The following is a 12,496-nucleotide window of genomic DNA, read 5'->3' as shown; positions in this document are numbered from 1 at the left end:
CGGAAGAGCACCATGAGCGATCAAGAAGAGAGCAGCATCGACATCGTCCGTGAGGCGACGAGGGCGCTGGCGGGCAGGTTCAGCAAGGACTACTGGTACGAGAAGGACGAGAAGCACGAGTACCCGTGGGAGTGCGTCCGCGCGTTCGGCGAGGGCGGCTGGCTCGGCATCATGTTCCCCGAGGAGTACGGGGGCCTCGGGCTCGGCCTGCAGGAGGCCGCGGTCATGATGCACGAGATCGCGAGGTCGGGCGGCATGGCCGGCGCCTCCGCCATCCACTCGTACGTCTTCCCGCCCGCGCCGATCGTGAAGTACGGCTCGGACGAGATGAAGCAGAAGTACCTGCCGAAGCTCGCGACCGGCGAGATGCTCACCTGCTTCGCGATCACCGAGCCCACCGCGGGCGTGGACACCTCGCGCATCACGACGCGCGCCGAGAAGGTCGACGGCGGCTGGCGCATCAACGGCCAGAAGGTGTTCATCAGCAACGCCGCCAACGCGCAGCGCATGGTGCTGCTCGCCCGCACGTCGCCGCGCGACCCCGAGAAGCCGCTGCGCGGCATGACGATGTTCTTCGCCGAGATGGGCGACGCCATGACGCTGCGTGAGATCCCCAAGCTCGGGCGCGCCGCCGTGGACACCAACGAGGTGTTCATCGACAACCTGTTCGTCGCCGACGAGGACGTCATCGGCGAGGTCGGCAAGGGGTTCCACTACATCATCGACGGGCTGAACCCGGAGCGCATCTGCGTCGCGATGGAGGGCATCGGCATCGGCCGGGCGGCCCTCGAGCTCGGCGTGGAGTACGCGAAGAACCGCGTGGTCTTCGACCGTCCGATCGGCCAGAACCAGGCGGTCGCGCACCCGCTCGCCGACTCGTGGATCCGTCTCGAGGCCGCCGAGCTGGCCGCGATGAAGGCCGCGAAGCTGTTCGACGAGAACAAGCCCTGCGGCTCCGAGGCCGCGGTCGCGAAGTATCTCGGCGCCGAGGCGGGCTTCGACGCCTGCGATCGCGCGTTCGCCACCCTGGGCGGCTACGCCTACGCGAAGGAGTACCACATCGAGCGCCTGTGGCGTGAGGTGCGGCTGCTGCGCAACGCGCCGTTCTCGCAGGAGATGGTGCGCAACTTCGTGTCGCAGAACGTGCTCGGGCTGCCCCGCTCGTACTGACCGGCGCTCCAGCGACCGATGCGCCCGCGGGCGCGGAGAGGAAGAGGCCGTCATGACGGGGCCGTTGACGGGCACACGCGTGCTCGTGCTCGCCGGGATGGGCCCGGTACCGTATGTCTCGATGCTGCTCGCCGATGTCGGCGCCGACGTCGTGCGCGTCGTGCGACCGCAGGGCCGTGCGGCCCGCGCGCTCGCGGCGACCGCGTCGCTGACCGAGCAGACCGACATCGTGAACCGTGGCGTGGATGCCGTCGCCGCCGACCTCAAGGCCCCCGAGGGCCGCGAGGCCGTGCTGGCGCTGGCCGAGCGGGCCGACGTGTTCGTCGAGGGATACCGCCCGGGCGTCGCCGAGCGCCTCGGGCTCGGGCCCGACGACCTGCTCGCGCGCAACCCGCGCATCGTCTACGCCCGGCTGACCGGATACGGTCAGTCGGGCCCGCGGGCACGGGAGGCCGGGCACGACATCAACTACGTCGCGCAGTCGGGCGCGCTGCACATGCTCTCCACGCCCGACGACGGGCCGCGGCCGCCCATGAACCTGCTCGGCGACTACGCCGGCGGGGGAGCGATCGCCGCCTTCGGCATCGTCTCGGCGGTGCTGTCGGCGCGCACGACGGGCCGCGGACAGGTCGTCGACGCCGCGATGCTCGACGGCGTCGCCCTGCTGACCGCGAAGATCCAGGGGCTGCGCGCCGCCGGCATCCACTCCGACGAGCCGGGGACGAACTTCCTCGACGGCGCCGCGCCGTTCTACGCCTGCTACCGCTGCGCGGACGGGCGGTACCTCGCGGTGGGCGCGATCGAGGGCGACTTCTATCGCGAGTTCCTCGCGCGCCTCGACGTGGACACGAGCGACTGGCCCGCGCAGAACGACCGGTCGGGCTGGCCGCGGCTGCGCGAGCTCATCGCCGCCGCGATCGCGACGCGCACGCGCGACGAGTGGACCGAGGCGTTCGCGGGCGCCGACGCGTGCGTCTCGCCCGTGCTGACCTTCGACGAGGCGGCCGACGAGCCGCACAACGCCGAGCGCGGGCTGTACCGCCGGGTCGACGGCGTGCTGCACCCCGCGCCCGCGCCGCGGTTCAGCGCGACCCCGGCGCGCGAGCCGCAGAGCCCGCGCCCCGGAACCAGTGAGATCGCCGACGTCGTCTCCCGCTGGAGCGGCGAGGACGGGAGGACGACGTGACCGAGAGACAGCGCCCGCTGGAGGGCTTCCGCATCCTGGAGGTGGGCGGCTACATCTCCATGCCGTTCGGCACGTCGTTGCTGAACGCGCTGGGCGCCGAGGTCGTCAAGGTCGAGAAGCCCGTGACGGGCGAGGACTTCCGCCGCCACCAGAACGACGAGGGCGTGTACTTCCGCCAGTACAACACGGGCAAGAAGAGCATCTCGGTCGACCTCAAGCAGCCCGAGGGCGTCGAGGTCGTGCGCGCGATCGTGCCCGGGTTCGACGTGTTCGTCGAGAACCTGCGTCCCGGCAAGGTCGCGGCCCTCGGCCTCGGCCCCGACGACCTGCGCGCCCTGCGGCCCGACATCGTGTACGGGTCGGTCACGGGGTTCGGGTCGAGCGGCCCGCTCGCGCACCGTCCCGCCTACGACACGATCGGCCAGTCGTTCGGCGGCTTCTACTCGCTGCTGAGCGACGCGGGGCATCCGCAGCTGTCGGGCACGATCTTCGCCGACCTCGTGACCGGGTTCTCGACCGCGACGGGCATCCTCGCGGCGCTCCTCGGGCGCGTGCGCACGGGCGAGGGCACGCGCCTGGAGACGTCGATCATGGAGTCGGTGAGCGTCCTCACGGCCGACGCGGTGAGCCAGTGGTTCGAGCTCGGCGGCGTCTCGCCGACGCGCGAGAGCCGGCACCCGCAGGCGCAGAACTTCGTCGTGCAGACCTCCGACGACCACGGCATCGCGCTGCACCTGTCGTCGTCGCAGAAGTTCTGGCAGTCGCTGTGCCGCGCCCTCGACCGCCCCGACCTCCTGGCCGACCCGCGCTTCGCGGAGTACCGGGCGCGCGAGGCGAACTACTTCGACCTCGTCCCCGAGGTCGAGCGCGCCTTCGCGACGAAGCCGGTCGCGCACTGGGAGCGCGTGCTCTCCGAGCACGACGTGCCGTTCGCGCCCGTGCTGTCGATCGGCGACTACCTCGCGAACGAGCAGGTGAACCATCTCGGCATCCTCGAGCCGCAGGCCGACGGGCACCCGCTGCTGCGGCCGCCGTGGACGTTCGACGGCGTGCGCCCCGACCGCCGCGGACGCGCGCCCAAGGTGGGCGCCGACACGCGCGCCGTGGTGTCGGAGGCGCTGCCCGCCGAGCGCATCGACGACCTGCTCGCCCGCGGAGTGCTCTACGCCGACGAGTCGTGACGGCGACGCGCGGAGGCCGAGCCCGTCGTCAGCGGTCCGTGACGCGCAGCCAGGCGACGGCGAGCGGCGGCAGGTCGATGCCGCCGCTCACCCGCACGTCGCGGCGGCGGACGAGATCGCGCGCGAGCGGCGCGACGCCTGCGAACGGCTCGCGGCCGATCGTCACGGGCGCGTCGCCGAGGTTCGCGAAGAGCAGCACGCGGCTCGCTCCCGCCCCCCGGGCCAGGCCGAGCACGGCCCCGCGGCCCGTGTCGACGACCGAGACGGGCTCGGCGAACTCGGGCGACTCGGCGCGTGCCGCGATGAGCGCGCGCAGCCGGCGCGACACGCGCCCGGGCACGGTGCCGGCGTCGTGCTGCCGGGCGTAGCGGTCGCGGGGCCGCTGGCCGCGATGCGCCCAGCGCGGATCGCCGCGCCGGAGGGGATCGTCGAGGTAGGTGTCGTCGTTGAGCTGGGCGACCTCGTCGCCGAGCCACAGCACGGGCAGGTCGCCGCTCGCGAGCACGATCGCGTGCGCGAGCACGAGGCGGTCCTCGCCCCGGGGGTCGTCGTCGAGCCCCGCGAGGGATGCCGCGGTGCCCGCCACGCGCGTGTCGTCGGGGGCCGCGGCCACCGAGAGGCCGCCGCGGGCCTCGGCGGTGTAGTGCGCGTGCAGGGCGTGCGCACGGCCGGCCTCGTCGGCGTCGCCCGGGAACGTCCACGCGATCGGGTCCTGGTCGCGCACCGCCGCGACGCGCGTCGTGCCCTCGGCGAGCGGTGCGCGCCCCGCCAGGGCCGCCCGCAGCGCGGTCGCCTCGCCCGTGGCGAGGGCCTCCCACAGCAGCGCCTGCTGGGACGGATCGGCGAGCAGGGGCCCCGAGGCGTCGTCGCTCAGCACGGTCTGCGCCGTGATCATGGCGAGCAGCGCGCGCAGCGCGCCGCGCACGGACGGCGATCCGGTGCGCCCGACGTTCACGATGCCGATGCCCTCGTCGGCGAGCGATACGACGTCGGCGATGTGCCTGCCGAACGCCGCCGTGTCGTCGGTGAGCGCGTAGTCCACGATGACCGCGATCCCCGTCACGTGCAGCGCGCCCGCCGCGGAGAAGAGCCGCTCGAGGGAGCCCAGCCGCCGGTGCACGCGCACGCCCGACTCGAAGACGTCGAGCAGGTGCAGGTGGGTCACGCCGAGCGCGCGCAGCGCGTCGACGTGGTCGTGCAGCCCGTCGAGATTGCCCGCGAAGCGGTCGACGTAGCAGGCCGCGCCGAGCGCGCGGTGCGAGGTCAGCGGTGCGACGGGGAGGCGCTCGGCGTCGCGCAGGCGCAGGTCGATGAGCCGCGTGTTCGTCGTCGTGGACGCCAGGGCGACCGCCTGGCCCAGCTCGTGCAGGCCGTCGTGGCTGTCGGCGTAGATCTCGCAGAACCGCGCGTGCAGCTCGGCGAAGTGCTCGTCGAACCGGGAGAGGAACCCCTCGTCGAGGGGGCCCTCGGCGGCGGCCGCGGCGAGGGCCGGGGCGCGGTCTTCGTCGGCCGTGCGAAGCGTGGTCATGGATTCGAGCTTATGCCCGGTCCGCGCTCCGGCCAGGAGCGCAAGTGTCCCGGCGCTCGTGCCGCCCTCCGTCGCGATCGGGCGCACGAGCCCTCGCGGTCGTCGTCGGGGATACCGAGACACCAGATACCAAATCGTTACACGGTTTTGGGTTGACGGATTCTGTATTCTATATAACGCTCTCTCTAGCCGCGTCAATGGTGAGGCGGCACACGCACCAATGGAGGGCGAACCACTCATGGCGATCACTCGTCGTACCGCGGCACTGGCCGCGGCACTTCCTCTCGCACTGCTTCTCGGCGCCTGCGCCGCGACGGGCGACGCCGGCGACACGGCCGGCACCACGCAGACCGCACCGGCCGAGTCGGGCGACGCGGGCGGCGGCGACGCGACCGCGGCGGTCGCGGCCGCGCAGGCCGAGGTCGACGCGGTGTCGACCGCGCCCGACCAGATCTTCGTGACCGAGCCGCTCAGCGGCTCCGTCGCGGGCAAGAAGCTGATCTACGCCGAGCCCGCGCTGCCGATCGGCGCCATCATCGGCGACCGCATCGCGGAGGCGGCCGGCGAGATCGGCTTCGATCTCGCCCGCGTCGACATCGGCGCCGACCCCGCCGCGATCGCGACGGGCATGGACGAGATCGTGCGCCTGCAGCCCGACGCCGTCATCGTCACAGCCTTCGACCCGGGCACCTTCTGGAAGTCGCAGGCCGAGCAGCTCGAGGCGGCCGGCGTCCCGACCATCCTCATCGGCGGCATCGCCTGCGACGACATCCTGGCCGACTGCGGCAGCGGCGACGTCGGCGTCTCGCTCGCCCTCGTCGCGGGCGCCGTGTCGGAGCAGATGGGCAAGATCCTGGCGGCGAAGGTCATCGTCGACGCGGGCGGCGAGGCGAACGGCGTCTACTTCGGCGACCCGACGCTCGGCAACAGCCCGTACCTGTCGAAGGGCTTCGTCGACCGGCTGGCCGAGTGCTCGACGTGCTCCGGCCGCAACCAGGACGTGTCGGGAGCCGACGCCGGTCAGGCCCTGCCCGGTCAGATCGTCAGCTTCCTGCAGGCCAACCCCGACGTGAACTACGCCATGCTGCAGTACGGCGACTTCGCGATCGGCGTTCCGCAGGCGCTGCAGGCGGCGGGCATGTCCGACTTCCACTTCGTGACCCAGGGCAGCAGCCCCGCGCAGTACGACGACATCAAGGCGGGCGGCTCGCAGATCGCGGACGTCCCGGTCCCGCTGGGCTACATCGGCTACCTCGCGGTCGACTCCGCGGCGCGCTTCATCCTCGGCGACGAGGTGACCGCGGCCCAGGTGGAGCAGCCGATGGTGCTGTTCACGAAGGACTTCCTCGACACCTCCGACGACGGCTTCTGGCCCGGCGTCGAGGGCTACCGCGACCAGTTCAAGGCCCTCTGGCAGTGAGCGACGCGTTCGGGACCCCGGCCCCCTCAGGGGCCGGGGTCCTCCCCGCGCCCCGCGCCCTCGACATCCGCGGCATCGGCAAGACGTTCGGCGATCACCGGGCGCTGCGCGACGTCGACCTGCGCATCGAGGCCGGCAGCATCCACGCCCTGCTCGGGCAGAACGGCTCGGGCAAGTCGACGCTCATCAAGGTGCTCTCGGGCTACCACGCGGCCGATCCGGGCACGCGGGTGCTCTACGACGGCGAGGCCGTCGACGTGGACGCCGGCGCCCAGGCCGGATGGCGGCGGCACCTGCGCTTCGTGCACCAGGACCTCGCGCTCGTCGAGACGCTCAACACCGTGGAGAACCTCGCGCTCGAGCGCGGCTTCACGACCGGGGCGATGGGCCGCATCGACTGGACCGGCGAGCGGCGCCGCGCCCGCGAGGTCATGCAGCGGCTCGGCGTCGACCTCGACGTGACCGTGCCGATCGCCGCGCTCAGCCCCGCCGAGCGCACGATGGTCGCGATCGCGCGGGCGCTGCAGGACTGGGACGACGCGCAGTTCACCGTGCTCGTGCTCGACGAGCCGACCGCCTCGCTCGCCCGCGAGGAGGCCGACCGGCTCTACGCGATCGTGGCGGGCGTCGCCTCGCGCGGCGCGGGCGTGCTGCTCGTCACGCACCACCTCGACGAGGTCGTGCGCGTCGCCGACCGCTACACGGTGCTCCGCGACGGGGCCGCGGTCGCCGGGGGGCTCGTCGCCGACGTCGACGAGGACCGGCTCGTCGAGAAGATCATCGGCCGCAGCGTCGAGCGCTTCTACGCCGAGCTGCCGACGCCGACGGGCGACGTCGTGCTGCGCGTCGACGGGCTCTCCGCAGGGCCGGTCGGCCCCGTGTCGTTCGAGGTGAAGGCCGGAGAGGTCGTCGGCATCGCGGGCCTCGACGGATCGGGACGCGAGGCCGTCGCGAGCCTGCTCTCGGGCGCGAGCGACGTGGATGCCGGCGTCGTCGAGGTGCGCGGCCGTGCCGTGCCGCCCGGCGACGTGCGCGCCGCGATGCGCGCCGGCGTCGTGCTGCTGCCGGCCGACCGCAAGCTGAAGGGCGTCGTCGGCGAGCTGAGCGTGCGCGAGAACCTGCTGATGTCGCGGTACGCCGACGTGCGCCGGGGATGGCGGGGGGCCTTCGCGATCCGCCGGCGGTCGGAGCGCATGACGGTCGACCGCTGGCTCGAGGCGCTCGAGGTGCGCCCCGCGACGCCCGAGTCGATGGTCGGCGCGTTCAGCGGCGGCAACCAGCAGAAGGTCGTGCTGTCGCGCGTGCTGCGGCTCGGGCCGCGGGTGCTCGTGCTCGACGAGCCGACGCAGGGCGTCGACATCGGCGCCCGCGCGAAGATCTACGAGCAGATCGCCGAGGCCGCCCGCGGCGGGGCCGCGATCGTGCTGTGCTCCAGCACCGACGAGGAGCTCGCGAACGAGTGCGACCGCGTGCTCGTGATGCGCGGCGGCCGCATCGCGGCGACGCTGTCCGGCTCCGACCTCACCGAAGACGCCATCACCACCGAATGCCTGCGGCCCCGCGACGCGGCCCCCGCGGGCGACGCGGCCCAGACGGGCGACGCCGCCCAGACCGAAGAGGACCCCTCATGACCACCACCGCAGCCGCACCGAACCGGTGGCTCCGGCTTCTCGGACCGCGCAACATCAGCGCCGTCTACCTGCTGATCGTCATGGTCGTGTTCGCGATCATCGTGATCCCGAACCTGTTCCTGCAGTCGACGACCCTGCTCTCGATCGTCGACAACGGCACGATGACGGCGCTCCTCGCGGTCGCCCTCACGCTGCCGCTCGCGACGGGCGTCTACGACCTCTCGGTCGGCACGCTCGTCGCGTTCTCGGGGGTCGTGACCGCGGTCGTCCAGACCGGCCTGGGCGTGCCGCTGCCGATCGCCATCGCCGTCAGCATCCTCGCGGGACTGCTCAGCGGGCTGCTCATCGGACTCGTCAACGCCTTCCTGGTCGTGCGCCTGCGCATCTTCTCGCTCATCGCGACGCTCGGCATGAACTCGGTGCTCATCGGCCTCACGACGGCGGTGAGCGGGAACCGCACGATCGCGGGACTGAGCGACGAGTTCAAGGCGCTCGTGAACACGCAGGTGTTCGGCAGCATCACGCTCGGGCCGGTCTACCTGCTGATCATCACGATCGTGCTCTGGTTCGTGCTCGAGCACACCCCCGTGGGCCGGTACCTGTACGCGACGGGCGGCAACCCCGACGCCGCCCGCCTCGCGGGCGTGGCCACGGCGCGGTACGTCACGCTCGCGCTCGTGCTGTGCGGCGGCATCGCCGCGTTCGCGGGCATCGTGCTGGCCGCCCGCACGGGCGGCGCGTCGCTGGCCGGCGGCCCCGGGTTCCTGCTGCCCGCGTTCGCGGCGGCCTTCCTCGGCGCGACGCAGTTCAAGAACGGCCGGTTCAACGTGTGGGGCACCGTGCTCGCGGTCTACACGCTGGAGACCGGCTCGAAGATCCTCTACCTGTGGACCCAGGCCGGCTGGCTGTCGAACATCTTCTACGGCCTCGTGCTCATCGTCGCCGTCGGCATCGCGTCGTCCCGCGGCCGCCGGCGGCCCGGCATCCGGCGGCCCGGCATCCGTCGTCGACGCGCGGCGCCCGCCGAGGAGGCGCCGGCCCCGGCGTGAGGCGAGGCGGCTGGTGCGCCGCCCCTCACGATCGTGGGCAGTCGTGGTCGCGTCCCGGTGCATGACGCGACCACGGCTGCCCACTTCTTCGCGCGGCTCCGCGCGCCCGCCCCGCCGGTGGGCGGGTACGGCCGGATGCCGACGTCCGAGGCGGCCACGAGTGCCCACGTTTCGTGGGTTGGGCAGGTTGTGGGCGGGCGTGGTCGGGTGCGGATGGGTGAGGCGGCCACGAGTGCCCACTGTTTCGGCGGGGCGGCGTGCGGCCTCGGCGGGGTGGCGCCGCGGGATCGTGGGCGCTTGTGGTCGGATGCGGGCGGGTGGGGCGGCGACGAGTGTCCACTTCTCGCGCGGTGGGCGAAGTCGTGGGCGCTTGTGGGTGGATGCGGGTGCCTGAAGCGGCGACGAGTGTCCACTGTTTCGGCGGCGCGGCGTGCGGCTTCGGCGGGGTGACGCCGCAGGATCGTGGGCAGTTGTGGTCGGATGCGGGCGGGTAAGGCGGCCACGAGTGTCCGCTTCTCGTGGGGTGGGCGAAGCCGTGGGCGCTTGTGGTCGGGTGCGGGCGCGCGAGGCGGCGACGAGTGTCCATAGGCTTGCGGCCTGGGATCGTGGGCGCTTGTGGTCGGATGCGGGTGCCCGAGGCGGCTACGAGTGTCCGCTTCTCGTGGGGTGGGCGACGTCGTGGGCGCTTGTGGTCGGATGTCGGCGCGCGAAGCGGCCACGAGTGTCCACTGTTTCAGCGGGACGGCGCGGGCGGTGCCGAGCGGCGCCGAGCCGGGCCGGGCCGGGCCGCGCGGCCGCGCGGGCGGTCAGGGGCGCCAGCCGCGGCGGAGCAGGACGGCGCGGAGGATCTCGGGGGCGCGCGGGGCGTGGCCGCGGATGTGGGCGCCGGTGAGGCGCACGACCTCCCAGCCGTCGGCGACGTAGGCGGCGTGCTTCTCGATGTCGCGGGACCATTGTGCGCGGCTCGTGCGGTGGTGATCGCCCTCGACCTCGACGATCGTGCGGTGCCGGCGGTGCAGCGCGTCGGCGATGCCGAGCAGCCGACCCGTGGCGTCGTGCACCTCGACGTCGAGCTCGAACGCGGGGAGTCCCGCTCCGACGGCTCCGAGGCGCCAGTCGGTCTCGAGCGGCGACGCGCTTCCCACGCGGATGTGCTCCAGCGCCCCGAGCAGCTTCGTGCGGTGACGCCGCTGCGGGGCCTCCGCCGCTCGGCGCAGCTGCGCGGGAGTGGCGAGCTGGAGTCCGGGCTGACGCCGCCCGCGATCATCGCGGGGCACGTGCACGACGGCATCCCCGAGGCGCACGAGGGCGGGCACGTCGAGCTCGCGGGCCAGGAGCGCCCAGGTCGCCGCGGGCGAGCTGATGCGGAGGCCCGCGTGCACGCGCACGGGCGCGAGCGCGGGCGTCGTCCGGATGCCGCGGACGCCCCGTGCGCGCGGCGACCGCGCCGGCAGGTGCGCGCCGACGTCGATGGGCGCATCGCCTCCGGCGATGCCCTCGCCCGCGAGCTCCTCGCCGTCGAGACGCTCGAGCGGGAGCCCGTGGAGCGCGAGCGCGAAGCGGCCCGTGAAGAAGCAGTGCGGGCGCATCACGGCGGCGTACGCGCGCGCCCGCCGCAGCGCCGCCGCGCGCACCCTGTCGCGATGATCGGCGTCGGCCTCCCGGATGCCGGGGAGCCCGGCCTCGGCCGGACGCGTGCGCACGCCGCGGTGCGGCGCCCCGAGGTCGCGGGCGCGCAGCCGCCGTCTGCTGACGCCGGCGTCGAGCGCCGCGGCGCATGTGAAGGCGTCGCCGAGATCGGAGGGGAGCGGGGCGGGAGGAACGGGCATCCCCTCACTGTCCCGGGCCGCGGCGCCGGCCGGAGCGCGGCGGGGACGATCCGTGGACAGTCGGGCGAGATCGTCGCCTGGGGACGAGGAGTCGGGCGCGTGTTCGCCGTGCGCGAAGCGTTGGCACTCTCGGGGTGAGAGTGCTAATCTGAATGCAGTTGAGCCGACATGACTCAACTTTGAGACCTACAAGGAATCCCTGACCGTAAGGAGAGACCATGGCCACGTACGACCCCTTCCGTGAGCTGAACCGTTTCGCTTCGAGCCTGCTCGACGCGCCGCGCGGTCCCCGCCGCATGCCGATGGACCTGTACCGCGACGGCGACCACTACGTGCTGAGCGCCGACCTTCCCGGCATCGACCCGGGCTCGGTCGACATCGACGTCGACGGCCAGCTGCTCACGATCCGCGCCGAGCGCACGCTGCCGGAGGGCGAGGGCGTGAAGTGGATCACGCGCGAGCGCGAGGCCGCGAGCTTCCTGCGCCAGCTCAACCTCGGCCAGGGGATCGACACCGACGGCATCGCCGCGACCTACAGCAACGGCGTGCTCACCGTGACGATCCCCGTGAGCGAGAAGGCCAAGCCCCGCAAGGTCGAGGTCGTCGCCGAGGGCGGCGCCCCCACCATCCGCGCCCACGAGAGCACCGACGGCCCGCAGCCGATCGAGCACTGATCGCCGCGGCCTGCCGGCCCCGCCCGAACCGCCCCGCGTCCGCCCGGACCGGGGCGGTTCGCCGTCTGAGGGGTATCGACACCGGCATCCGCGGGGAGAATAATGCGGCGCGTGACGACAACCTCAGCGGCGGTCTCCATCCGCGGGCTGCGCGTGCGACGCGGCCGCCGGCTCGTGTTCGACGGCCTCGACCTCGATCTGCCGGCGGGCCGCATCACGGGCCTGCTCGGGCCGAGCGGCGGCGGCAAGACCACGCTCATGCGCGCGATCGTCGGCGTGCAGAGAACCGCCGGCGGCGCCGTCGCCGTGCTGGGCGAGGAAGCGGGGTCGCCGCCGCTGCGCCGCCGCGTCGCGTACGACACGCAGGGCGCCTCGGTCTACGACGACCTCACCGTGGCGCAGAACCTCGCCTACTTCGCCCGGCTGCTCGGCGCGCCGGCGCGCGAGGTCGATGCCGTCGTCTCCGACGTCGGCCTGACCGGGCACGAGGGGCAGCTCGTCGGCTCGCTCTCGGGAGGCCAGCGCGGGCGCGTGTCGCTCGCCGCCGCGATGCTCGGGCGTCCCGAGCTCGTCGTGCTCGACGAGCCGACCGTCGGCCTCGACCCCGTGCTGCGCGAGAGCCTGTGGGCGCTGTTCCGGCGGCTCGCCGAGCGCGGCGCGACGCTGCTCGTGTCGAGCCACGTCATGGACGAGGCGCTGCGCTGCGACGAGATCGTGCTCGTGCGCGACGGCCGCGTGCTCGCCCAGACCACGCCGCGAGGGCTGCTCGAGTCGACGGGCGCCGGCGACCCCGACACCGCCTTCCTGCGGCTCGTGGATGCCGGGCCG

Annotated in this window: 9 protein-coding genes and 1 pseudogene; 8 read left to right on the top strand and 2 right to left on the bottom strand. The window is 73.4% G+C overall.

The window, feature by feature from the left end; genetic code table 11:
* Nucleotides 1-12: 12 nt before the first annotated feature.
* From AOA12_RS17445 to AOA12_RS17435, 3 genes are read left to right on the top strand one after another with little or no spacing between them, the layout of a single operon-like run.
* Nucleotides 13-1,170, top strand: coding sequence for an acyl-CoA dehydrogenase family protein (locus tag AOA12_RS17445; RefSeq protein WP_054685689.1), 1,158 nt, complete (start codon nucleotides 13-15; stop codon nucleotides 1,168-1,170).
* Nucleotides 1,171-1,222: 52 nt separating this feature from the next.
* On the top strand, nucleotides 1,223-2,356 hold the full coding sequence (locus AOA12_RS17440; protein WP_054685687.1) for a CaiB/BaiF CoA transferase family protein: 1,134 nt from the start codon (nucleotides 1,223-1,225) through the stop codon (nucleotides 2,354-2,356).
* A complete protein-coding gene (locus AOA12_RS17435) occupies nucleotides 2,353-3,537 on the top strand; it encodes a CaiB/BaiF CoA transferase family protein (protein ID WP_197280964.1) in 1,185 nt (394 codons plus the stop codon). The genes AOA12_RS17440 and AOA12_RS17435 overlap by 4 nt, the downstream gene beginning before the upstream one ends.
* 28 nt (nucleotides 3,538-3,565) lie before the next feature.
* Here AOA12_RS17435 and AOA12_RS17430 read toward each other — a convergent pair whose 3' ends face one another.
* Nucleotides 3,566-5,065 (bottom strand): DUF3459 domain-containing protein, encoded by a 1,500-nt coding sequence (locus AOA12_RS17430; RefSeq protein ID WP_054685684.1) that lies wholly within the window; start codon nucleotides 5,063-5,065, stop codon nucleotides 3,566-3,568.
* A gap of 238 nt (nucleotides 5,066-5,303) precedes the next feature.
* On the opposite strand from AOA12_RS17430, the gene AOA12_RS23245 reads away from it, so the two are divergent.
* Genes AOA12_RS23245 through AOA12_RS17415 form a run of 3 tightly spaced genes read left to right on the top strand, consistent with a single transcriptional unit; the run spans nucleotide 5,304 to nucleotide 9,165 of the window.
* Entirely contained in the window at nucleotides 5,304-6,485 is a 1,182-nt protein-coding gene (locus tag AOA12_RS23245) for a sugar ABC transporter substrate-binding protein (RefSeq protein ID WP_054685681.1), read from the top strand.
* The gene (locus AOA12_RS17420) at nucleotides 6,482-8,116 is read left to right on the top strand and encodes a sugar ABC transporter ATP-binding protein (RefSeq protein WP_054685678.1); all 1,635 of its coding nucleotides are present in this window, start codon (nucleotides 6,482-6,484) and stop codon (nucleotides 8,114-8,116) included. The genes AOA12_RS23245 and AOA12_RS17420 overlap by 4 nt, the downstream gene beginning before the upstream one ends.
* The gene (locus AOA12_RS17415) at nucleotides 8,113-9,165 is read left to right on the top strand and encodes an ABC transporter permease (protein ID WP_054685676.1); all 1,053 of its coding nucleotides are present in this window, start codon (nucleotides 8,113-8,115) and stop codon (nucleotides 9,163-9,165) included. Before AOA12_RS17420 ends, AOA12_RS17415 begins: the two co-directional genes overlap by 4 nt.
* Before the next feature lie 806 nt (nucleotides 9,166-9,971).
* Here the strand turns inward: AOA12_RS17415 and AOA12_RS17410 are convergent.
* On the bottom strand, nucleotides 9,972-10,994 hold the full coding sequence (locus AOA12_RS17410) for a hypothetical protein (protein ID WP_054685674.1): 1,023 nt from the start codon (nucleotides 10,992-10,994) through the stop codon (nucleotides 9,972-9,974).
* Nucleotides 10,995-11,212: 218 nt separating this feature from the next.
* On the opposite strand from AOA12_RS17410, the gene AOA12_RS17405 reads away from it, so the two are divergent.
* A complete protein-coding gene (locus AOA12_RS17405; RefSeq protein WP_054685672.1) occupies nucleotides 11,213-11,668 on the top strand; it encodes an Hsp20/alpha crystallin family protein in 456 nt (151 codons plus the stop codon).
* A 102-nt stretch (nucleotides 11,669-11,770) separates the two neighbouring features.
* A pseudogene (locus AOA12_RS23675) lies at nucleotides 11,771-12,337 on the top strand (ABC transporter ATP-binding protein); the annotation flags it as partial.
* Nucleotides 12,338-12,496 lie beyond the last annotated feature (159 nt).

This window comes from Microbacterium sp. No. 7, from assembly GCF_001314225.1.
Classification (GTDB): Bacteria; Actinomycetota; Actinomycetes; order Actinomycetales; family Microbacteriaceae; genus Microbacterium.
Note: the sequence above shows the minus strand (reverse complement) of the source record. Positions and strands in the feature narration are given on the sequence as shown.